Below are 22,302 nucleotides of genomic sequence, written 5' to 3'. Positions count from 1 at the left end.
CGGTCATCTGTCGCGGGGCCCGCGACTCATAGCGCGACCCGCAACGTTGAGCGAGAGCGCGGCGCCGCTTATGCCGCTTGCGCCGCGTGCAGCGTCAATGCTGCGGCGCGCCCTCCCATGCCGGCAGCGTCGCGCCGTGATAAACCGTGAGGATCGCCGAAGCGACATTGGCCTGCTGATAGCTGTCGACGAGCGTCTTCACCCAGGCGGCTTTCGCATCTTTCGTGTTGACCGCGATGAAATTGCGATACGGATTGCCGGGCACCTTCTCCTGTGCGATGCGCTCCTGCGGAATCTGGATGCCGGCCTTGATCGCCCAGTCGGTATTGACGACCGCCGCGTCCAGATCGCCGATCGCGCGGCCGACGATACCCGCGTCGAGTTCCTTGATCTGGATGTGCTTCGGATTGTCCGCGATGTCGCGAGCCGTCGGCAGCAGGCCGACGTCGGGGCGCAGCTTGATGAGCCCGTTTGCCTGCAACAGCAGCAGCGCGCGGCCTTCATTGCTCGGATCGTTCGGCACGCCGATCGTCGCGTTCTGCGGCAGCGCGGCGACCGATTTCACCTTGCGCGAGTAGAGGCCGATCGGCTGCACGTACGTGAAACCCACGGGCACGATGTCATAGTGGCGCGCTGCGATCTGCGCGTCGAGATACGGCTTGTGCTGAAACGAATTGGCGTCGAGATCGTGCTGCGCGAGTGCTTCGTTCGGCTGCGTGTAGTCGGAGAACGTCGTGACCTTGACGGTGATGCCATGCTTCGCCGCGTTGGTTGCGACCGCACGCCAGACGTCCTCGTCCTCGCCGGACATGATGCCGACGCGCACGGTCTGACCGGCGGCGAGCGCCGGTTGTGCGCTCACGATGCCGCAAGCCAGAAGAAGGGAAAGGAGTGCGGTCTTGAGCGTCTTCGTTGTTCTCATAGGATCGAAGGTAATCGAAATTAGGATCACCAGATCGTAGAGAGGCGCTTGCGGCCACGCAAATAATATCGAGCGCTATCGTTATCGCGGATGAGCGCAAGTGAATTCGTTCAGCGATGCAAAGCCTTTTGCGCGGTACACGCTACGCCGCCGCTCGGGCCCACAGGCATCGATTAGATGAAGGCGCTCAATCGAGCCGTGTTCGGGTGATAAGCCCACTCGCCTTGTCCCACTCGTCAGGCGTCATCTTTTGCACGGTGACGCCGAAGGTCCAGATGTGGCCCTCCGGGTCCTTTGCACGATACGTTCGATCGCCATAGAACTGGGTTTGCGGCTCAGCCAGAATCGTCGCGCCCGCCGCGCGCGCATGGGCGCAATGGGCGTCGATGTCCTCGCCCTCGGCGAGCTGCACATGAACGGACTGCGTGTTCTTGCCGCTGACGGAGCGCGGGCTCTTATGGTCATCGCTCCACTCGCTGCCGACCATCACGACGGAATCGCCATATGACATTTCGGAGTGGGCGAGATTGCCGTCACTGTCGAGGATCACGAACAGCGGCTCGAACCCAAATGCGGCTTCGAGCCAGCGAAAAGCGGCCTTCGGGTCTTGATACGAAACTGCGCTGGACAGCCCTTTGCTACGGTAGGCATCAGTCATTTTTTCAATTCTCCTGTTGCCGTTGCAGGGAAAGCCTTGCCAGTTTCGCAATCTTTATCGAAGTCTGCCAGTCAATTTATGAGGAGGATGCTCGATCTAGTTGCGATACGAAGGGTCACGTCGGTCGAGAAAACGCAGCATCGCGGGCCATTCCATTTCGCCATAGGGGCGGCGAGTTTCGGGCTTGTAGAGGTGCGCCGTCTTGTCGATCACATGCTGTGGCGGCAAATGAAGCTCCGTATTGCACGCCATCGCATCGACTTGCGCGCGGCACGCATTTTCCAGCCAGTAGATCGCGTTGAAGGCTTGCGGTATCGATGCACTGGCAACCAGCAGGCCGTGATTGCGCAGGATCATCGCTTCGGCATTGCCCAGGTCTTCAGCGAGCGTCTTGCGTTCTTCGAGGTCGATCGCCACGCCCTGATAGTCGTGATACGCGACGGGACTGAAGCGCATCGCCGTTTGCGTAAGCGGCAAGAGCCCACACGACAGCGCCGACACAGCGAGTCCGCCACGGCTATGCGTATGGATCACGCAATTCTTCACATCATGCCTCGCCGCATGCACCGCGCTGTGAATCACATAACCGGCGGCGTTGACGCCATAAGTGCCATCGTTCGGATTGAAGAGCACGTTGCCGTCGATATCGATCGTGATGAGACTCGACGCCGTGATCTCCTCGTACATGTAGCCATACGGATTGATCAGCAGGCGCGTGTCGTCGCCGGGAATGCGTGCCGTGATGTGGTTGTACACGAGATCGCTCAAGCCGAACCAGGGCATCAGCCGGTAGCATGCGGCCAGATCGACACGTGTATTCCACTCCGCTTCGGAAACCATCGACTTCACGTCGGACGGCACGTTGTGTTCCATCAGCATGGTCGTCTCCAGAATTCATCGGATAGCGCGGCTCATTGCGGGTCGAACCCGTAGAGCGTGACAGGGTTGTCCACGAGGATGCACAGGCGGTCGCGGGCGCGCACGTCGAGCCGTGGGTGCTGTTTATCAGCATCAACCTGCTGCTGATCTTTCTCGGCTGTTTCATGGAAACCATTGCGATCATCGTCGTGACGATGCCCGTGCTCGTCCCTGTGGTGCAAGCGTATCACTGGAATCTGATCTGGTTCGGCGTCGTCGTCGTGATCAACATGGAGATGGCGCTGATCCATCCGCCCGTCGGGCTCAACCTCTTCGTCGTGCAAAGCGTGGCGCCCGATGTGCCGCTGCGGCGGATCGTGCTGGGGACGCTGCCCTATGTGTTCATCATGGCGGGCGTGCTTGCGCTGATCGGCATCTGTCCGCAACTGACGATGCTGCTTTTCAATGGCGCCTGATGGGAAGCGCGAGAAGCACGAGAAGAACGTACAAGAAGATCGAAGCGAAGTCTTCTCACATGCAACTGTCCGGTGATTCACGGTCGCATCTTGCGGAAGGTGTTGCTGACGAGTGCTTCCGCAAGGAAATTCTTTCCGAAGGTTTGCTCCCGATACTTTGCAAGCAAGCCCATTCCTTTCAAACAGCCATAAAGCACTTTTGTGCGCGCGGCCTAAGGAGTAGTCTCGTGAAGCATTGATACCGGACTGATCAATTCGGAGGAGACAAACGATGGAGCTGGAAAACCGCACCATGCGGCGCGTGATGATCCGCCTCGTGCCGTTCCTGATCGTGTGTTATTTCATTGCCTATCTCGACCGCGTCAATGTCGGCTTTGCGGCACTGCAGATGAACAGCGCGCTGGGCTTTTCGGCAAGCCAGTTCGGTTTCGGTGCGGGCGTGTTCTTCATCGCGTACTTCTTTTTCGAAGTGCCTTCGAATCTTCTGCTGGAGCGGTTCGGCGCGCGGCGCTGGATTGCGCGGATCATGTTCACGTGGGGCATCCTCGCCGGCTTGATGGCGTTCATTCCGGATATTTCCCGATATACGGGAATGTCGTCGGTTCACGTGTTCTACGGGCTGCGCGTGCTGCTCGGTGTCGCCGAAGCAGGGTTCTTTCCCGGCATCATTTTCCTGCTGACGTTGTGGTTTCCCGCCGTGTATCGCGGTCGGGTCGTCGGCTATTTCATGGCGGCGATTCCGCTGTCGACGGTGATCGGCAGTCCGATATCGGGCGCGCTGCTGTCGCTCGATGGCCGCGGCCAGCTTGCCGGCTGGCAGTGGCTCTACCTCATTGAAGCCTTGCCTGCTCTGCTGCTCGCGTTCGTCGTGTACTTCTACCTGACGGACAAGCCGGCCGATGCGCACTGGCTTTCGGCTGACGAGCGCGACTGGCTCGTCGCTCGCCAGGCCGAGGAGCGCAGGCAACGGGAGGCCGTGCGTGCATTCAGCGTGAAAGAGGCGCTCATCAATTCTCGCGTGCTCGCCATTGCGCTGATCTATTTCGGTGCCAATGCAACGAACTATGGCCTGAGCTTCTTTCTGCCCCAGATCGTCAAGTCGTTCGGCCTGACGAACGTGCAGACGGGTTTCGTGACATCGCTGCCTTATGTGGTCGGCGTGATCAGCATGATCGCGTGGGGTCGCCGCTCGGACCGCAAGCTGGAGCGCCGCTGGCATGTCGCGATTGCATTGCTGGTCGCGGCGGGCGGCATCGCGGCGTCGGCTGGCCTCGACAATCCCGTGCTGAAGATGGCCGCGCTGTCGATTGCGGGATTCGGCATCTTCGGCTGCCTGCCCGTGATCTGGACTTTGCCGGCCGCTTTCCTGTCCGGCGCAGCGGCTGCGGGCGGCATCGCCGCGATCAATTCGCTCGGCAACCTGGCGGGCTTCTTCGGACCCTATGCGATGGGCTGGATCAAGGACAGCACAGGCGGGTTCGGCGCGGGTCTGCTGTGCCTCGCGGGCGCAGGTCTGATCGGCGTGGCGGCCGTTCTGCTGCTGCATCACGACCCTTCGCTCGAAACGACGTCGACGGACGATCTCGACGACGCCCGCCGCGCGAGCACCGTCGGATCGTAGGCGCATGGCGTGCGCGCGGCGACGGTGCGGTCGCCGCGCGGCGCCACGTGTTTTAGAAGTAAATGCGCGAAGTCTGTCAGCGACCGGGCCATTGTTCGACGAGGTAATCGACGAACGTGCGGATTTTCGGCGATGACAGCTTCGCGCGTTCGAACAGCACGTGGACGGGCGTCGCGGGCGGCGCGTACCTGTCGAGCACGGACCGCAGGCGTCCTGCCTCGATATGCGCCGCGACCTGCCATCCGGGCGCACGCACGATGCCTGCGCCTTCGATCGACGCCGACACCAGCGCATCGAGGCTATTCATCCACAGACGCCCCGTCACGCCGATGCGCGAGCGCGTCGCACCCGACTGGAAGCGCCAGTCGACCGGGCCGGGCGCGTCCGAGAAAACGAGGCAATCGTGCTTGCGCAGATCATCGGGCGTGCGAGGCGTGCCGCGCCGCACGAGATATGCGGGCGCCGCGCAGACGACCATCTGAATGTCATCGAGCTTGCGCGCAACCAGACTCGAATCCGGCAGGCGGCCCACGCGCACGGCGAGGTGCAGGCCCTCTTCGACGAGATTGACGACACGGTCGACGAGCATGAGATCGACGGCGACTTCCGGATGTAGCGCAAGAAAGCGCGGCAGCAGCGGCGCGATCACGAGCCGGCCAAGCAGAGTCGGCGCGCTGATCCGTAGACGCCCGGACAGCTTGCCGCGGCCCGCCGACAGCGCACTGCCGAGCTCCTCGATCTCGCCGAGTATCGCCTTGGCGCGGTCGTACAGAATGCGTCCTTCGTCCGTCATCGCGAGATTGCGCGTGGTGCGCCGGAGCAACTGCGCGCCGAACTGCTCTTCCAGCGCCGAGATGTGCCTGCTGACCGAGGTCAGCGACATCGGGATCGCGCGCGCAGCGGCGGACAGGCTTCCCGCCTCCACGACCCGCACGTAGACGTTCATTGCTTCAAAGCGGTCCATGATTCGAGCCTTCCGGATTTCGCAAGGGTGCTTGCCGGTCGGCGTGGATACCGGCGATTTCCGGAATAGTCTACATTCGTTGCGTTAGACGGCAAGAGCCGATGCCGCGCGTTGTCGTCGATGGGATCGAGGCCGCCGATGGGTTCATGCGTCGGTCTGCGTCAAAGCTTCGGAGCACAAGGATGAAACGTTCGATCTACTGGCTGATGGCAGCCGCGGCCGGCATCGTGGTCGCGAACAACTACTACAACCAGCCGTTGCTGGCCGAATTCGCGCTGGCGTTTCATGCGAGCGAGCGGCAGGCGGGAGCGGTGTCGGTGGCCGCGCAGACGGGTTATGCGCTCGGCCTGCTGCTCTTCGTGCCGCTCGGCGACAAGCTTGAGCGCCGCTCGATGCTGCGCACGTTGCTGTGCATTGCGAGCCTCGCGCTGGTTGCCGTCGCGCTGTCTCCGACGCTGAACTGGCTCGTGGCCGCGAGCTTCGTGACCGGCCTCGCGAGCGTCGCGCCGCAGTTGCTCACGCCCTTCGCGGCGCAACTGGCAGGGCCTCAGCAGCGCGGCGAAGCCGTCGGCATCGTGATGTTCGGGTTGTTGTGCGGCATCCTCGTGTCGCGCTCGATTTCCGGAACGATCGCCGCGCACTTCGGCTGGCGCGCCGTCTATTGGCTCGCGGCGGCTGCGATGCTCGTGACAGCCGTCGTGCTGTCGCGCATGCTGCCGCGCGGCCAGCCGAGCTACACGGGCACCTATCGCGACCTGATGGGCTCGCTGTGGACGCTCCTTCGCGAAGAGCCGCTGGTGCGTCAAACGTCGGCCATCGCGGCGCTTCAGTTCGCTGCGTTCAGCGCGTTCTGGGCAACGCTGGCGTTCCACTTGCACAGCATGGATGCGCGCTACGGAAGCGAGGTGGCGGGGCTGTTCGGACTCGTCGGCGTAGCGGGCGCGCTCGCATCGACGAGCGCCGGCAAGCTGATCGACACGCGCAATCCGCGTCTTGTCGTGCTGGCCAGCGGCGCAGTCTTCGTCGCGGCGTTCGCGATTCTCGCGCTGACGGGTTCGACCATCGCGGGGCTCGTCGCCGGCGTGATCGTTCTCGACCTGGGATTGCAGAGCGGACATGTCGCGAACATGGCGCGCAACATGAGCATCAGAAGCGAAGCCAGCAGCCGCATCAATACGCTCTATATGGCGATTCGCTTTGCGGGCGGCGCGCTCGGCTCGTCGTTGGGCGTCTGGGCGTGGAGCGTATGGCAATGGCCGGGCGTATGCGCGGTCGGACTGCTGCTCGGATGCGGATCGCTGATGTTGCAGACGGGACGGCAATCAGCGGGTGAAACGGCGCATCGGCAACGATCGAGCAGTTGATACGGGCGGCGCGGCGGGCTATGCCGCGTAACGGCTGCGTTCGTCGTTGCGCTCAACGACGCGCGAAATCGTCCGGCGTCAGTTCGATATGCGCGGCCCGATGCGCGAGAAGCTTGCGCTCCGCGATGGCGCGGATGCGGCCATAGCCGTCGCGGAAGGTCTTCAGCACACGTGCGTCGCTCGCCTTCGGCTCGAGCCAGAACCAGGATTCGAGCGCAGCGATGCTGATTACGCATTCGACGGTGCTCTTCTGATGCACGAGGCCGAACGTCACGCCACGGCCGTTCGCGAGCACCTGCGGTTCGAGATCGAGTGTTTCCATCGGAGGTTCGCGCGTTTGTTCACGCGCGTTTTCTTGTTGAGTATCGGCTTCACGAATGGCTGTTCTTGATGCGCTCGACAGCCACGAGAAGATACGGCACGTACTCTTGCGGAAACTCGTCGCGCTCGCCCAGCCGTTCGAGCACGTGAACGAGCACATAAGGAAGAATGCGCCGCGCCGGCGGTTCGTCCGTATCCACTGGCAGCGGCAAATCACGAATGCTCGTCATCGGGTCACACCTCTGTTCTTGCGTCCTGGCGTCATTGCGCCGCGATCACCCGGCACTGCTTGTCGATCGCGGCTACGCGCCCTCAATTGTCAAACGGATTCTAGTCGCGCAAAAAGTGATTGCGGAGAGGCGCGGTATGTCCGAAAGCCGTACCTTTCGGACATGCCCGTCAATACTGGGTTAGACGCGGATGAATTCTTGCGGCATGTGAGGCGCGGCGGGAAAGGACAGGATAGACAGGCCAGACATGCAGCGCGGCAATGCGCTCGGACATCAACCTCAGGCATCGACCTCAGGCATCAACCATCGATTCTTTCCGTGGTCAGCTTCGCAGACCATGCTTCGATCTCGTCGCGCCGTCCGTAGGCCGGTTGCGAGCCCCATCGCGTGACGGCGAGATTCGCAGCGGCAGTCGCAAAGCGCAGCGCGGCGTCGAGTGGACGCTGTTCTGCGAGTGCTACAGCCAGCGCGCCCGTGAACGCATCGCCTGCGCCCGTCGAGTCGACGACATCCACCTTGCCGACGCGTACGGCGATCACGCCGTCATCCGATACGGCGATGCAGCCGCCATCGCTGCGCTTCACGACCGCGAGCGCGACGCCGCGATCGTGAAGGCAGCGAGCCGCGCGCACGACGTCCTCTTCGGAATCGATGCGTATGCCCGTCAGCGCGGCCGCTTCTTCTTCGTTGGGCGTGAATGCGTACACGCCGGACCACAGACGCCGCACCGATTCATCGAGCGCATGGGCCGGCGGCGCCGGGTCGAGCACGACGCGCGCGCCTCGCTCGATGGCGGCATCGAGCAACGCGGCGCATGCATGTGCGGCGATTTCGCAATCCATCGCGACGACGGCATCGCGTGGCGCCGATGCGAGCGCGCGGATCGCAAGCCCGATATCGCTTTCGCTCCAGACCTCGTTCGCATTCGACGCGAACACGATGCGCTTTTTGCCGTCGGGCGGCACTACGATGATCGCCACCGCCGTCGCGACACCTTGCGCCACGCCGACGCCATTCACGTCGACGCCGATGCCGCTGAGCGGCGCAAGTACTTCGTTGCCGAAGTCGTCGCTGCCGACCATGCCGATCAGCGTCGCTTGGTGTTCGAGCAGGCGCGCGAGGTACGCACGGTTCGCCGCCTTGCCGCCCGATAGCCGCGAGAAATTGTGAGCGCGAACGGTCTCCGCGCCAGGCGGCTCGTCGATGCGCATCTGGAGGTCGAGATTGATGCTGCCGATACTCACAACGGTGGCCACGATGCAGTACCTCAGTGCAGACAGGAGATGTCGGGACACGCCGCAAGGCGCGGGCCCGATACCGGAACGCTACGGAACGCGACGGAACGCGAAATTCGAACGACACATCGGCGCGGGAATGGGACATGCGCGCCACATGCGCGTGATTCGCACAGGTGCCCGCGTCCAGCGCGGCGCGCTTCGATTCAGCGTTTCGCTTCAAGTTCACCAAAGGGAGTGTGCAACATGAGAGCAGTCGTATTTCACGGTGTCGGCGACATCCGGCTCGACACCGTTCCCGATCCCGTCATCGAGCAGCCGACGGATGCCGTCGTGCGGGTGACATCGAGCGCGATATGCGGCACCGATCTGCACATGGTGCGCGGCACGATGCCGGGTATGCAGCCGGGGACGATACTCGGGCACGAGGCCGTCGGCATGGTCGAGGAAGTGGGGCGCAACGTGCGCAATCTGCGCGCGGGGGATCGCGTGCTCGTGCCGTCGACCATCTCGTGCGGCTACTGCGTGTACTGCCGCGCGGGCTATACGGCGCAATGCGACACGGCGAATCCGAACGGGCCGCTCGCGGGCACGGCCTTCTATGGCGGCCCGAAAACGTCGGGACCGTTCAACGGCTTGCAGGCGCAATACGCGCGCACGCCGCTCGCGAACGCGAGCCTGCTTCGGCTGCCGGACAACGTCGACGACGATCGCGCGATCCTGATGTCCGATATCTTTCCGACCGGCTATTTCGGCGCGCAACTCGCGGAGATCAAGCTCGGCGATACGGTTGCCGTATTCGGCGCGGGACCTGTCGGCCAGTTTGCGATCGCGAGTGCGAAGCTGATGGGCGCGGGCCGCGTGATCGCCGTCGATCGCGTGCCTTCGCGTCTCGACATGGCGCGCGCTCAGGGTGCCGAGGTCGTCAACTTCGACGAGGACGATCCCGTGCAGACGATCCTCGAACTGACGGGCGGCATCGGCGTCGATCGCGTGATCGATGCAGTGGGCGTCGATGCGCAGCGCGCGGAACAGGGGCCCGCCGCAAATGCGCAGACGGGCAAGGGCAAGTTCGACGAAGAGCTCAGCGAGATCGCGCCCGAGCAGAACGTGCAGGACGGCCAATGGAAACCCGGCAGCGGTCCATCGCAAGTGTTGCAGTGGGCGGTGAAGGCGGTCGCGAAGGCGGGCACGGTATCGGTGATCGGCGTATATCCGATGAACGATCGCTTCTTCCCGATCGGCGAGGCGATGAACCGCAATCTGTCCGTGAAGATGGGCAACTGCAACCATCGCTCGATCGTACCGCGGCTGGTCGAGCTCGTAGCGAACGGCTCGTTCGATCCGGCGTCGATCCTCACGCACCGCGAGCCGATCACGAATGCGATCGAAGCGTACCAGGCCTTCGACAAGCGCGAGCCAGGCTGGATCAAGGTCAAGCTGGAGCCCTGAGCGGCATGGAGCGTTATCGGTGCAATGTCGATTGCGGCGTTAGCGGCGTTAGCGGGCCTCCTCCCGAGCTATGAAGCCCGCTAACGTCCACTTACCGCTTACGCTTACGAACGCTCGTCACTTGTTGGGCAGCGCATACGCGATCACATAGTCGCCGAGCTTCGTGCCGAACGATCCATGCCCTCCCGCGGCGATGACCACGTACTGCTTGCCGTTCATCTCGTAGGTCATCGGCGTGGCCTGTCCGCCCGCGGGCAATCGCGCGCGCCATAGCTCTTCGCCCGTGTCCGTGCTGAACGCGCGCAGATAGTTGTCGGCCGTCGCGCCTATGAAGAACACATGGCCCGCCGTCGTGATCGGGCCGCCGAGCATCGGCATGCCCATCTTGAACGGCAACGGAACAGGCGCGCTGTCGCGCACCGTGCCGATGCGCTTCTTCCACACGATCTGATTCGTCTTGAGATCGAGCGCCGCGACGTAGCCCCACGCGGGCTGCTTGCACGGCAGTCCGACGGGCGACAGGAACGGGTTCAGCGTCACGCCGAACGGCGTGCCGTATTGAGGCTGGATGCCGACCTCGGTGCCCGTGCCGGCGGGACCGGCCTCCGCCGGCTCGATCGGGTTGCCGGGGCCGCGCGGCATCAGCCGTGAGACGAACGGCAACGCGATCGGATTCGCGATCGCGATCTGCCGGTCCGTATCGACGGCGAGCCCGCCCCATTCGAACATGCCGAGATTGCCGGGGAACACCAGCGTTCCCTGCTCCGACGGCGGCGTGAACGTGCCTTCATAGCGCAGCCGATGAAACATCACGCGGCACGCGAGCTGGTCGTACATCGTTGCGCCCCACATGTCGGCGCCTGTGAGATTCTTTGTCGGACGGAAGGTCAGTTGCGAGAACGGCTGTGTCGGCGAAACATGGTCGCCTTTCGCGGCACCTTGCGGCACGGGCTGCTCCGGCGCGGGCACGATCAGCTTGCCCGTGCGGCGATCGAGCACGAAGATGTTGCCCGTCTTCGCCGGCACGTAGATCGCGGGCACGACATTGCCGCTGCTATCGGCGACATCAGCGAGCGTCGGCTGCGCGGGCACGTCCATGTCCCACAGATCGTGATGGACCGTCTGATAGAACCACGCGAGTTTGCCCGTCGATGCATGCAGCGCCAGCAGTCCGCTGGCGTAGCGCTCGTTGTCGGGCGTGCGGTCGCCGCCCCAGATGTCGGGCGTCGTCACGCCCATCGGCAGATAGACGAGATCGAGCTTTGCGTCGTAGGCGGAAGGCGCCCATGAGTTCGGCGAGTTGTGCGTGAAGCTGTGCTGGTCGTCGGGAATCTCGTTCGGCGTTTTGGAGCCGGGATCGAAGGCCCACGCGAGCTTGCCCGTCTCGACGTCGAAGCCGCGTATCACGCCCGAGGGTTCGCGCGTCGAATAGTTGTCGGTCACAGACCCCGCGACGACGATGATCTTGTCCGTGACGATGGGCGGCGATGTCGGTTCGTACTGGCCCGATGTGGTGACGGGCTGAAGATGCTGGAGATCGAGGTCGCCGTTGTTGCCGAAGCCGGCGCAGCGCTGGCCCGTTATCGCATCCAGCTCGAACAGATGGCCGTTGTTGACGGGCAGGATCACGCGCCGCGCGCAGGCGGGCTGTGCGCCCGGCGTGGCGCCGCTGCTGGCGGCTGCCGCCGTCTCGTGATACGACACGCCGCGACAGGTCACATGCTGGAAGCTCGGGTCGGGCTTCAGGCCCGGATCGAAGCGCCACTTCTCCTTGCCCGTTGCGGCATCGAGTGCGAACAGGATCTGGTGCGGCGAGCATAGATACAGCATGTCGCCGGCCTTGATCGGCGTTACTTCGTTCGTGATTTCGACGGGATCGTTCGGGCCTTTCTTGTCGCCTGTTTCGAATGTCCACGCGACTTGCAGATCCTTCACGTTGTGCTGATCGATCTGCGTGAGCGGCGAATAACGGGTGCCTGTCTGCGTGCGGCCATACGCCGTCCAGTCCTCGCGCGGGACGTCCGTTTGCGCGGGCGCGGTTTGCGCGGGCGCCGCCGCATTCGTCGCCGCATTCGTCGCGATAGTGCCGTTGATCTGTTGCGGATCGTTGAACGCGGCATACGCGAGCGCGATGCCCGTGATGATCAGGCATGCGACGAGCGCGAGCGCGCCGGATCGCGCGGACGTGCGGAACGCATGAAAGACTAACGTCAGCAACAGCCACAGGCCGAACAGCACGAGGATGTCGGTGCGCGGCACGAGCGCCCAGAAGTCGAAGCCCGATTCGGCGATGGCCCACGCGAGCGTGCCGATCAGCAGCAGTGCGTAGAGCAGCAGCGCGAGCCCATTGCGCCAATACGCAAGCCACGCGACCACGAGCAGCACGATTCCGGCAACCACGTAATAAGGCGACCCGCCGATCGCGACGAGCCACGCTCCGCCCGCGAGCAGATACAGCCCCGACAGCGCGGCAAAGAGCACGCTCAGCCAGCTTGCGATGTTCAAGGGGGACCTGGGCTTTGACACGTCGCTCGAAGAAGCCCGGGACGCGTCCGTTTTCTTTTCGTCGTTCATGCTGTGTCCCTCCGGATCGTCAGCGTGCCGATACGAAATGCATGTTGCGCCGGTATGCGCAAAACATGCGCGCGAGAAATCTGATCTGCAACCTCACGATCTAGCATCTTGCGCGCCCGGCTCGCACGCATCGCGGATCACAGGCGCGATCATACGCAATGAAGCAAGGGACGCATGCCGGTGCGATCGATGATGGCACGTTTTAGGGCATCGGGTCTTCATCGGTGACGCTTGATTTTCCACGCGCCGGCGTGGGAAAAATTTTCAATCGACGACATGGGCAATGCGGCGGGTTCGCTGATTGCTCACCGACCGCTCATGAATCCAGACACGCATCCGTTGCGTTTCGATGCCTACGATCCGCGCGACGAGCGGCGCCGCGAGTCGCTGCTCGGTCTCGGCAATGGCGTGCTGTTCGTGCGTGCAGGCGTGCCGGAACAGCGCCTCGCGCGTACGTCCGCGTACCCGACAAACTACCCGCCCGACGAAGCGCACGCGCACTATCCCGGCATCTATCGCGCGGGGCTTTACAACCCGGTGACAGCATGCGCGAACGGCGAGACCTTGCGCGCGGCATTCCTGCCGCGCTTGCCGGATGCGACGGTGCTTGCGGTACGGCGCGGCGGCGAGCCGTGGCTCGGGACGCATACGGCGCAGCTCGTTCGCTACACGCATGCGCTCGACATGGAGACGGCGCAAGCAACGCGCACGCTGCTGCTACGCATCGCGGACAGCACGACGCGGATCGTCGAATCGCGTTTTGTCAGCGCGGCGCATCCGTCCGTGTTCGTGATCCGCTGGCACGTCACGGCCTGCGACTGGTCAGGGCCGCTCGATATCGCCGACGGCACGGACGGCGATGTGCGCAATGCGATCGTCGAAAGGCAGCGCGCGTTCGATGGCCGCCACATCGTCGACGTGATGCATGCGATACAACCCGATGGCGTGCTGCTGACGAGCGCGAGGTTGTCGGGCGCGCAGGTGAGCATCGCAATCGGATCGCGTGTGGATGTGCAGTGCGCGAGTGAGGAGATCGGCCCGCGCGTCGAATGGAAAGAGGGCGCGGCCTGCTTCACGCGTCGTACCGTGCATCTGCGCGCGGGCGAGACGGTATGCATCGACAAGATCGTGTCGGTGCATACGTCGCGCGATGCGTTGCGCGCAATCTGGCTGTGCCTTTCGTCGAAGATGGCGTGATCGAACAGTTCGAAGGCTTCGCGCGCCTGCGGCGAACCGCCGATCCGAAAGGACTCGCCGATGACGGCGCGCGCGTGGACTGGTCGCTCGAACGTGCCGGCGATACGGTGAATGCATGGCAGGTCTCGAAGCAGCCCGATGTCGTGATGCTGTTCTATCTGCTGGGCGAGACGAAGTTGCGCGAGTTGCTCGCGCAGGCGGGCTATGCGTTCGACGCAACTGCCGCGCGTCGCACGCTCGACTATTACCTTGCCCGCATGACGCACGAATCGAGTCTGTCGCAGGTGGTGTGCGCAGGCGCGCTCGCGCGCGGCCAGCCCGAGCGTTCGTGGGCGTACTTCTCCAATGCGCTGGCGACCGATGTCACGCCGCTCGAAGGCAGCGCGCACGAGGGATTGCATCTGGGCGCGCTCGCGGGGACGCTCGATGTGGTTGTGCGCCACTATGGCGGCGTCGACTTCGAAGATGGCGTGTTGCAGTTCGATCCCGCATGGCCGCGCGCATTGCCGCGAACGCGCCTGTCGCTGATGTTCCGTCATCAGCAGTTGCAGCTCGAAGGCAGCGTGCAAGCCGTTGCGCTTCGCGCCGCACGCGACAACACACAGGGCGTCGCAGTCGCAGCACGCGGACGACGCTTCGTGCTCGAACCCGGCGCTGTATTGACGATACGCGCGGGCAGCGGTGCCGTCGCGATCACATGACCGCGCTCGTCGATTCGCACGATAGGCAAAAACTCATTCGACGAACAGATGCGCGGGCAACACCGCCAGATGTTCAAAGATAGTTAAATCTGCTCGATCGACGTTGATGCCTGCGGGACAACGAACGAGAATGAAGACGCGGTGACCGTACCGCAAGTGGCATTTAGAGCCGCAGCCGTGGCTGCGGCTTCTTTTTTGCGGTGTGAATGAAGATGCCATTGTCAATCTGTGACGGCAGCGCGTAGGCGGCATGGCGCGATGTGGGCGACGAATTCTTTTAAGGGAGTGCGGTATGGGAATCCTCGATAAGGTAGGCGAAATAGCGGGCGCAGTAGCGGCAGTCGAAGCGCTCGAAAAGGTCGACCCGGATGCAGGTCTGCTGGCCAAGGCAGCGGCCGCCGTGGCAGGCTTCGAAGGCGCGGGCGCGCTCGAGTCGCTGATCGAAAAGAAAAAGGACGACACGCAAGAGGCAGCGGACGATCCGCAAACGGATGACGCTTCGGGTTCTCAGGCGTAACCGCGTATCGCATGCCAGCCAGTGCGAGACGAGATCAAAGCGCTCGAACATCGTCGATGTACTGGCTGCCCGTATGAAGACTTACATCGCGGCAGAGTTGCAGCCGCGATGTGCAGCTGCAAGTCTTTCCCGATTATTCATATAAGCCGAAGAGACTGGCCTCGCAATTCCTTCGGCTTTCGACACATCCCTGCGCCGCAAGTCGAGATGCCGCTATTGCGCGGCGGTGAGCCTGGGTCCCGGGCGCGTCGGCAGCGACACGTCCTGTTGTCCCTTGCGCTGGTCGGAGACCGCTTCGATGCCCTTTCTCGTGACATCTTCGAGGAAGATAAGACGCGACCGGTAGTACTCGGCGCGCAACTGTGCGTCGAGTACCTGCTGTTCGGCACGAAACAATTCCATGCGCAGTTCATCCACCGCGCGCCCGGCCTGTTTCTCGGGTGTCGGGGCGTGGCGTGCCGCCCAGTTTGCAATCCACATCAGCATGATGAATCCCTCGCGTTATCGGACAACGTTGCGCAGCCTGCGAAGCTGTTACGCCGCTGGTTCACATACGACGATCGATTCTGACGTCAAAAGACTACCAAAACCTGATGTGTTCGTTTTTTAAATAATGTTAGTGCAGTTTTGCACGACAAGCATTTGGCCGTCTTTTTTCAGTACGTCATTGCATCAAAGGCGCAAACAGGAATTGTCATCCGTGTTTGTTCACGGACTTGACAATTGCTAAAAGAATTCGATTCGCGGATCTCATATAGTACCTACCGCAATTCGAATTTCTTCGAATACGAAGGCAATCAGGGAGAACTACCAGACTGGACTATCCAGCGTCCCGATGATCGTTCAAGCGTGCAAATGACACGCCGCAGTCATCAAGTTGTCACGCAGACGTCATTGCAACCAGCTCGAAAAAAGACAAAGGAAAGTCGATGGGTATCGTTCAGGAATTCAAGGAGTTTGCCCTCAAGGCCAACGTAATGGATCTTGCTGTCGGCGTCATTATTGGCGGTGCCTTTTCGGGCATCGTCAATTCGCTGGTGAAGGATCTGATCATGCCCGTGATCGGTGTCGCGACGGGCGGCCTCGACTTCTCGAACATGTTCGTACGCCTTGGCGACATACCGTCCACCTTCAAGGGCAACCCAGACTCCTATAAAGATCTGCAGGCGGCCGGGGTCGCGGCGTTCGGCTACGGCTCTTTCGTCACCGTACTGATCAACTTCATCATCCTCGCTTTCATCATCTTCATGATGGTGAAGTTCATCAACCGCTTGCGCAATCCGGACCCGGTCGCCGCACCCGCACCTGCCGCGCCGTCCGAAGACGTGCTGCTGCTGCGTGAGATTCGCGATGCCGTGACGGGCCGCGTTTCCTGAAGGTTCGACCCGGGCGCGACTCATGCCGTGACTTACGGCATTACCGAGGCCTTTCGTTCGCAACGCGCGCGCATCGCACGCTGATTACAGGGATGGCGAACATGAAGACCTGGAGAATCATCGGATTGTGCAGCATGGCGCTGATCATCCTCGTCCTGTTCACGAGCATGTGCGTCATCCTGCAGGAAGGCGTGGCCGCACGGAGCGCGGGTGGAACGCTGCCCCGCGTCGTCCATCCGTAACCTCATCTGCCGATCGGTTGCCGGCGCGCGCCGGCAACCATCCGGTAGTTTGCGTGCCGCGAGCGGCGAGTCAGAGCAGATGAGCGGGGGCCGCTGCGATCGACACGGCCTTGTCTGCTCAATTGTCAATTCGGTCGGTTTGCAACCGTCAGCCGTTTAACAGACTGACGGTGACAACCGATGACGACAACGGGTGGATGGCGACCGTTCAGAGCCCGCCCGACGTGGCCGCAGCCAGCGATCACGACCCGCAAGAGGTGCCAGGCGGGCGGCGCCACCATCGACAGTGCCGCCTTGCGGGCGGCCCCGGCGGGCGAAAGCAATCGGTTAGGCGAACCGATCTAACAATCTTTAAATGATTTTATTGCGCCCTCTTTTTATACTGTGCGCAAAATTGTCAAAATCCGTCAACGCCGGATGACAATTTTTCGGGCTGCCAGGCCACGCAGGCACAGAGAGGGACGCGAATCGTCGTGTTCACCGAGGGATCGGATGTTTTTCAGACCAGGCACTACGAGGATTCCGTTCAAGACGGGCGAAGAGGCGAGCAAGGGCGGCAGCGACGGGCGGCGGATCGAGCTGGACCCGGCGAACGACTATCACGCTCGCGCGGCAATGGAAGCCTATGCGGATTCCTGTGCATTGGACATGCCGTGGCTCGCCGAGTGGTTGCGCGATTCGGCGGCAGGCGGCGATGCCGGTCTGACAAATTGCGCATCGACGGTTCGCCGTGTGTTCGACCTCGCGCAGGAATGGGCGTCGCGCGAGCCGGACTACGCGCACGCCGCATGGGAGCATGTGAGTATGGGTCTGCAGGCGGCGCTGGGCGCGCATCTGCGGCCGAAGGAAAACGTTGACGACAAGGTGGCGGCCCTGAGTGGCGCTGGAGCAAAGGCATGATGGACAGAGCACGTCCCGGACGATGCGGTGCGTCCGTCTGCCCGAAGAGTGATTTCGCGTGCGGGGTCTTATGAGAATTGCAGTGCTGGACGATGATGTGGCGCAAGCCGACTTCGTTTGTCAGTCGCTGGCGGTAGATGGACACGATTGCCATGCTTTTGCCGAAGGCCAGGCGCTCGTGAAGCATTTGCGCCGCCAGACATTCGATCTGCTGGTGCTCGACTGGAACGTGCCGGACATGTCGGGCGAAGAGGTGCTGCGCTGGGTGCGTCAGAGCCTGTCCGACCTTCTGCCCGTGCTGTTCATGACGAGCCGCAGCCGCGAGACCGATATCGCAGCAATGCTGAACAAGGGCGCCGACGACTATGTCGTCAAGCCCGTCGCGACGAGCGTGCTGCTCGCTCGCGTCAGATCGCTGCTGCGCCGCGCGTACCAGCTCAACCAGGCGGCGACGCGGGAAATCTTCGGTGAATTCGAGTTCGAATTGGGTTCGAAGCAGGTGGTCGCTCGCGGCCTACCCGTCACGTTGACGCAGAAGGAATTCGAACTCGCGTTGCTGCTGTTCCGGCATCTGAGCCAGCCGCTGTCGCGCGCGCATATTCTCGAAGCGATCTGGAGACAGGACATCGACATTCCGTCGCGCACGATGGACACGCACGTATCGATGCTGCGCGCAAAGCTCGGTCTTCGTCCGGAGAAGGGCTATCGGCTGACGCCCATCTACGGCTACGGCTACCGGCTCGAACGGCTCGAAAAGGGGGATGCGTGACGGTGGCCGCAGCGGACATCGCACTGCGCGTGCCGTCGCCGTCGCGTATTTCCGTCCGGATGGCGCCAATCGCGTTGCGCGGCATCATTCCGTCTTTGATGGCTGCGCTTGCGCTGCTGCCCGCGTACGCCGACGCGCAGACATCGGCGAGGCATGTGCCTGCTGCATCCACGGTCTATGTGACGCATGCCGGCGACACGCTTTACGACGTCGCCGATCGCTACCTGCGCGACCCGCGCGACTGGGTCGTGCTTCGTAAGCTCAATCATGTCGCGGACCCGCTTCATCTGCAGCCGGGCGCGAAGCTGATCCTGCCCGACGCGTTGCTGAAGCAGGAGCCCAAAACCGCGCGCGTCGTCGCAATGAGCGGTCCCGCCGAACATGCGTTCCGTCAGAACGCATTCGTGCCCGTCACGGTCGGCATGACGCTGGTCGAAGGCGACCGCGTGCGCACGGGTCACAACGGCTTCGTCACGCTGGAACTCGACGACGGCTCGCATCTGTCGGTGCCGCAGGACAGCACGATCGAGATCGGCACGCTGCGGCAGACCGTGCTGTCGGGTTCGCAGGATCGCGTGATCGACGTGCGGCAAGGCGAGATCGATAGCGAGGTCACGCATGCGACGAAGAAGGACGATCGCTTTCAGATCCGCTCGCCGTCGGTGGTAGCGGGCGTGCGCGGCACGCGCTTTCGCGTGAGCTATGACGGCGGCGAGCAGTCGACGGCTGTCGCCGTGCTCGATGGCGCCGTCGGCGTCGATGCCGCGCGCCTCCCGCCGCGTGCGCCGGGCGTGCCGCTGCGGGCATCGACGCAACTGATCGGCGCGAAGTTCGGCAGCGTCACGCGCGTGACGGGCGGCGTCGGCGCGCCCGTCGCCTTGCTGTCGGCACCCGCGCTCGCGGAACCCGGCAAGGTGCAGGACGCGAAGGACGTCTCGTTCGATATCGTGCCGTCCGGCAGAGCCCGCGCGTATCGCGTGCAGATCGCGCGCGACGCCGACCTGTTCGACCTGATCCGCGATCAGCGCGTGAACGCGCCGCACGCGACGTTCGAAGACTTGCCGGACGGCAACTACTTCGTGCGCATTGCGTCGATCGACGACATCGGCCTCGAAGGCCTGCCGCAAATCTATGCATTCGAGCGCCGCCAGTTCGCACTCGACGCGTCGGCGGGACAGCGCGCCGGCAGTCGCGACTTCGAGTTCCGCTGGCTGTCGGCGAGCCGTCCGGGTGTCGAGACGCGGTTCCGCTTCGTGCTGTCCTCGACCGACGATTTGCGCGAGCCGATCGTCGATCGCACGGATCTCGCGGCGGGACAGATCGTCGTTTCCGATTTGCCGCCGGGCGTCTACTACTGGACCGTGATCGCCGAGCAGTTCGAAAACGGCCGGTTCTATCAGAAGGGAAGTTCCGTCCGCTCGTTTACACTGGCCCGGTGATGACCACGGGCGGCCCGCGCATGAGCTTCGATCCGCGCATACGTCTTGGGCGGCCAGTCGGGCGCCGCTTCCTGTTCGAATGGCTGTGCATCGGCTGTCTCGGTGTCGTGGTCGTTCTGCTCGGCTCGCTCGGCCGGTTGACCGCGAGCGCGGATCACCTCGTCTATGACCGTTTTATGCGCTGGCGCGCGCAACCCGTGCTGTCCGATATTGCCGTCGTCGAAATCGACAACGCGAGCATCGCGCAGCTCGGTCGATGGCCGTGGCCGCGTGCCGTGCATGCGCGGCTGCTGGATGAAATCGCGAAGGCACATCCCGCTGCCGTGGTCTACGACGTGCTCTTCACCGAGCCGGCCGCAGACGATGCGCAACTCGCGCGATCGATTGCCGCGAATCCGACGTGGCTGCCTGTTCTCCTGACGCCTGAAGATGCGAGCGGCGAGCGCGTCGCGGACAAGCCCGTCGAGCCGCTCGCCGAGGCTGCGGCGGGGCTCGGCCATATCAACCTCGAAGTGGATGGTGACGGCATCGTGCGCAGTGTCGCGCTGTTCGAAGGCGATGCGCATATGCGCTGGCCGCAACTGATGGTGCCCGTATGGCGCGCGATCAGGCAGCGCGAGTTGAAACTCGCGGACGATCACAGCATTGCTGCGGCCTCGCCGGATCGAACGCGAGTCGATGGCAATGGCGAAGGGCGCTATCTGATTCCATTCAGCCCGCTCGCGCAGTCCTATCCGAAGGTTTCGTTCGCGAGCGTGCTCGATGGCCACGTGCCGCAAGACATGCTGCGCGGAAAGATCGTCGTGATCGGCGTGACGGCATCGGGGCTCTACGACCGGTTCTCGACGCCCGTATCGGGTCGGCTCGGCCCGTTGCCGGGCGTCTATATCCACGCGAACGTGCTCGATATGCTCGTCACCGGACGCGAGATCGAGCCAGCGAGCCAGGCGCTCCTATGCGCCGCGTCGCTCGTGCCGCTGGGGGTGCTGCTCGCGGGGCTGCTCGTGCTGTCGCCGGTGCGTTCACTGCTGATGACGCTCGTGCTCTGCGCGGCGATGGTCGTGGGCAGCGCGGCGCTGCTGTACGGATTGCGGCTCTGGATCTCACCCGTGCCCGCCATCGTCGGGCTGATCGCCGTGTACCCGATGTGGAACTGGCGTCGGCTCGAAATGACGATGTCGTATCTGCGCAAAGAACTGCAGCGCCTCGCCGACGAGCCGTATCTCTTGCCCGAGGCGCCGCATCGCAGCCGCGAGTTCGGCGGCGACGTGCTCGCGCAGCACATGTCGCTGATGGCGCAGGCGGCGCGGCGCGTGCAGGATATGAAGCGCTTCGTGTGGGACAGCCTCGACAGCATGCCGGAGCCGATCCTCGTGAGCGATGTGCGCGGTGTCGTGCTGATCGCGAACCATGCGGCGAAGGCACACTTCGCCGGGCTCGGCGCACCGAGGCCCGAGGGGCGGCAGATGCGCGAAGTGCTCGGCGATCTCGTCTTCGTGAAGGCGATAGGGTCGAGTGCAGAGGCCGACAGCTTCGGGCACGCGCACTGGCCCGCGATACTCGACCCTGGCCGGATTGCATTTGCCGGCATGATGGAGCAGGGCATCGAAGTGCGCGATCGCAACCTGCGCGATCACCTGTTGCGCTACGCGAGATGCACGAACGCGCAGGGCGAGGCAATCGGCTGGATTGCGGGCCTCGTCGACGTGACGGCCCTGCATGCGGCCGAGCGGTTGCGCGAGGACGCGCTGCGTCTGCTGTCGCATGACATGCGCTCGCCGCAGGCATCGATTCTGGCGCTCGTCGAGATCGAGCGGGCGCGCAAGCTCGAGTCGGACCGCATGCGCGATTTTCTGTGCCGCATCGAACGCTACGCGCAACGCGCGCTCACGCTCGCCGACGATTTCGTGCAGCTCGCGCGCGCGGAATCGCAGGCCTATGTGCTCGAACCCGTGAGCCTCGTCGAACTGGTGATCGATGCAAGCGACGAGGTCTGGCCTCAGGCGCAAGCGAAGTGCATCCGTCTCGAAGCGGCGTATGACGAGCAGGGCGACGGCCACTGGATCAACGCGGACCGCTCGCTGATGACGCGCGCGCTCGTGAACATCCTGAACAACGCAGTGAAATACAGTCCGACCGATACGCGCATCACGTGCACCGTCGCGCAGGAGCGCGGTGCTTCGGGCGCGTCGCCGGCGCGCGTGAGCTGCACGATTCGCGACGAGGGCTATGGCATTTCAACCGAAGATCAGGCGCATCTGTTCGAACGCTTTCAGCGCTTTCACGAAGCCGAGCGGCCGGAAGTCGCGGGCACGGGACTCGGCATGGCCTTCGTTAAAGCGGTCGTGACGCGGCACGGCGGCGACGTGTGCGTCGAGAGCGCGCCGGGCAAAGGGACGGCCTTCACGATTTCGCTGCCGGTGCTCGACGAGGCCGACGCGCACGCATGAACGGCACACGAATATGAACGGTACGCGAACCCTATT

The 22,302-nt window shown here is 63.3% G+C and carries 22 protein-coding genes; 13 read left to right on the top strand and 9 right to left on the bottom strand.

Annotated elements, in window-relative coordinates:
* Positions 1 to 94: 94 nt before the first annotated feature.
* The 3 genes from BMW76_RS22470 to BMW76_RS22460 all read right to left on the bottom strand — a co-directional run bounded on the left by BMW76_RS22470 (position 95) and on the right by BMW76_RS22460 (position 2,459).
* The gene (locus BMW76_RS22470; protein ID WP_090869081.1) at positions 95 to 922 is read right to left on the bottom strand and encodes a MetQ/NlpA family lipoprotein; all 828 of its coding nucleotides are present in this window, start codon (positions 920 to 922) and stop codon (positions 95 to 97) included.
* A 187-nt stretch (positions 923 to 1,109) separates the two neighbouring features.
* Positions 1,110 to 1,580, bottom strand: a complete 471-nt coding sequence (locus BMW76_RS22465) for a VOC family protein (RefSeq protein ID WP_090869079.1) — start codon at positions 1,578 to 1,580, stop codon at positions 1,110 to 1,112.
* A gap of 96 nt (positions 1,581 to 1,676) precedes the next feature.
* The gene (locus BMW76_RS22460; protein ID WP_090869077.1) at positions 1,677 to 2,459 is read right to left on the bottom strand and encodes a class II aldolase/adducin family protein; all 783 of its coding nucleotides are present in this window, start codon (positions 2,457 to 2,459) and stop codon (positions 1,677 to 1,679) included.
* Between the two features lie 35 nt (positions 2,460 to 2,494).
* On the opposite strand from BMW76_RS22460, the gene BMW76_RS22455 reads away from it, so the two are divergent.
* Both BMW76_RS22455 and BMW76_RS22450 read left to right on the top strand, forming a co-directional pair.
* Positions 2,495 to 2,914: a TRAP transporter large permease subunit gene (locus BMW76_RS22455; protein WP_245763320.1), complete on the top strand. Its 420-nt coding sequence runs from the start codon at positions 2,495 to 2,497 to the stop codon at positions 2,912 to 2,914.
* 271 nt (positions 2,915 to 3,185) lie between these two features.
* Entirely contained in the window at positions 3,186 to 4,535 is a 1,350-nt protein-coding gene (locus BMW76_RS22450) for an MFS transporter (RefSeq protein WP_090869075.1), read from the top strand.
* Positions 4,536 to 4,611: 76 nt separating this feature from the next.
* Here the strand turns inward: BMW76_RS22450 and BMW76_RS22445 are convergent, their stop codons facing one another.
* Positions 4,612 to 5,499, bottom strand: a complete 888-nt coding sequence (locus BMW76_RS22445; RefSeq protein ID WP_090869073.1) for a LysR family transcriptional regulator — start codon at positions 5,497 to 5,499, stop codon at positions 4,612 to 4,614.
* A gap of 182 nt (positions 5,500 to 5,681) precedes the next feature.
* On the opposite strand from BMW76_RS22445, the gene BMW76_RS22440 reads away from it, so the two are divergent.
* Positions 5,682 to 6,863, top strand: a complete 1,182-nt coding sequence (locus BMW76_RS22440) for an MFS transporter (RefSeq protein WP_090869071.1) — start codon at positions 5,682 to 5,684, stop codon at positions 6,861 to 6,863.
* 52 nt (positions 6,864 to 6,915) lie between these two features.
* On the opposite strand, the gene BMW76_RS22435 is transcribed toward BMW76_RS22440, so the two are convergent.
* From BMW76_RS22435 to BMW76_RS22425, 3 genes are all read right to left on the bottom strand, one after another.
* Entirely contained in the window at positions 6,916 to 7,185 is a 270-nt protein-coding gene (locus BMW76_RS22435) for a DUF1488 family protein (protein ID WP_090869069.1), read from the bottom strand.
* 49 nt (positions 7,186 to 7,234) lie between these two features.
* Positions 7,235 to 7,414 (bottom strand): hypothetical protein, encoded by a 180-nt coding sequence (locus tag BMW76_RS22430; protein WP_090869067.1) that lies wholly within the window; start codon positions 7,412 to 7,414, stop codon positions 7,235 to 7,237.
* A 299-nt stretch (positions 7,415 to 7,713) separates the two neighbouring features.
* Entirely contained in the window at positions 7,714 to 8,670 is a 957-nt protein-coding gene (locus BMW76_RS22425) for a ribokinase (protein WP_143062296.1), read from the bottom strand.
* Positions 8,671 to 8,895: 225 nt separating this feature from the next.
* Here BMW76_RS22425 and BMW76_RS22420 point away from each other — a divergent pair, with 225 nt between their 5' ends.
* Entirely contained in the window at positions 8,896 to 10,101 is a 1,206-nt protein-coding gene (locus BMW76_RS22420) for a zinc-dependent alcohol dehydrogenase (protein WP_090869063.1), read from the top strand.
* Between the two features lie 117 nt (positions 10,102 to 10,218).
* On the opposite strand, the gene BMW76_RS22415 is transcribed toward BMW76_RS22420, so the two are convergent.
* Positions 10,219 to 12,627, bottom strand: a complete 2,409-nt coding sequence (locus BMW76_RS22415) for a glucose/quinate/shikimate family membrane-bound PQQ-dependent dehydrogenase (protein ID WP_407669007.1) — start codon at positions 12,625 to 12,627, stop codon at positions 10,219 to 10,221.
* Between the two features lie 366 nt (positions 12,628 to 12,993).
* Here BMW76_RS22415 and BMW76_RS22410 point away from each other — a divergent pair, with 366 nt between their 5' ends.
* From BMW76_RS22410 to BMW76_RS22400, 3 genes are all read left to right on the top strand, one after another.
* Entirely contained in the window at positions 12,994 to 13,872 is an 879-nt protein-coding gene (locus BMW76_RS22410) for a glycoside hydrolase family 65 protein (RefSeq protein WP_177200457.1), read from the top strand.
* On the top strand, positions 13,848 to 14,573 hold the full coding sequence (locus tag BMW76_RS22405) for a glycoside hydrolase family 65 protein (RefSeq protein ID WP_177200456.1): 726 nt from the start codon (positions 13,848 to 13,850) through the stop codon (positions 14,571 to 14,573). The genes BMW76_RS22410 and BMW76_RS22405 overlap by 25 nt, the downstream gene beginning before the upstream one ends.
* 292 nt (positions 14,574 to 14,865) lie before the next feature.
* On the top strand, positions 14,866 to 15,090 hold the full coding sequence (locus BMW76_RS22400) for a hypothetical protein (protein WP_090869055.1): 225 nt from the start codon (positions 14,866 to 14,868) through the stop codon (positions 15,088 to 15,090).
* A 213-nt stretch (positions 15,091 to 15,303) separates the two neighbouring features.
* Here BMW76_RS22400 and BMW76_RS22395 read toward each other — a convergent pair whose 3' ends face one another.
* Positions 15,304 to 15,576, bottom strand: a complete 273-nt coding sequence (locus BMW76_RS22395) for a hypothetical protein (protein ID WP_090869052.1) — start codon at positions 15,574 to 15,576, stop codon at positions 15,304 to 15,306.
* A 443-nt stretch (positions 15,577 to 16,019) separates the two neighbouring features.
* Here BMW76_RS22395 and mscL point away from each other — a divergent pair, with 443 nt between their 5' ends.
* The 6 genes from mscL (at position 16,020) to BMW76_RS22370 (ending at position 22,266) form a co-directional block, all read left to right on the top strand.
* On the top strand, positions 16,020 to 16,466 hold the full coding sequence (mscL, locus tag BMW76_RS22390; protein WP_090869050.1) for a large conductance mechanosensitive channel protein MscL: 447 nt from the start codon (positions 16,020 to 16,022) through the stop codon (positions 16,464 to 16,466).
* 101 nt (positions 16,467 to 16,567) lie between these two features.
* Positions 16,568 to 16,708 carry a hypothetical protein gene (locus BMW76_RS41240; protein WP_177200455.1) on the top strand — a complete coding sequence of 47 codons (141 nt, stop codon included), beginning with the start codon at positions 16,568 to 16,570 and terminating at the stop codon, positions 16,706 to 16,708.
* A gap of 492 nt (positions 16,709 to 17,200) precedes the next feature.
* The gene (locus BMW76_RS22385; protein ID WP_090869048.1) at positions 17,201 to 17,608 is read left to right on the top strand and encodes a hypothetical protein; all 408 of its coding nucleotides are present in this window, start codon (positions 17,201 to 17,203) and stop codon (positions 17,606 to 17,608) included.
* A gap of 70 nt (positions 17,609 to 17,678) precedes the next feature.
* Complete coding sequence (locus tag BMW76_RS22380) at positions 17,679 to 18,377, top strand: response regulator transcription factor (protein WP_090869046.1); 699 nt, start codon at positions 17,679 to 17,681, stop codon at positions 18,375 to 18,377.
* Between the two features lie 59 nt (positions 18,378 to 18,436).
* Entirely contained in the window at positions 18,437 to 19,816 is a 1,380-nt protein-coding gene (locus BMW76_RS22375; protein ID WP_090869150.1) for a FecR domain-containing protein, read from the top strand.
* Complete coding sequence (locus BMW76_RS22370) at positions 19,816 to 22,266, top strand: CHASE2 domain-containing protein (protein WP_090869044.1); 2,451 nt, start codon at positions 19,816 to 19,818, stop codon at positions 22,264 to 22,266. The genes BMW76_RS22375 and BMW76_RS22370 overlap by 1 nt, the downstream gene beginning before the upstream one ends.
* Positions 22,267 to 22,302: the final 36 nt, after the last annotated feature.

This window comes from Paraburkholderia diazotrophica (assembly GCF_900108945.1).
In the GTDB taxonomy this organism is placed as follows: Bacteria; Pseudomonadota; Gammaproteobacteria; order Burkholderiales; family Burkholderiaceae; genus Paraburkholderia; species Paraburkholderia diazotrophica.
Note: the sequence above shows the minus strand (reverse complement) of the source record. Positions and strands in the feature narration are given on the sequence as shown.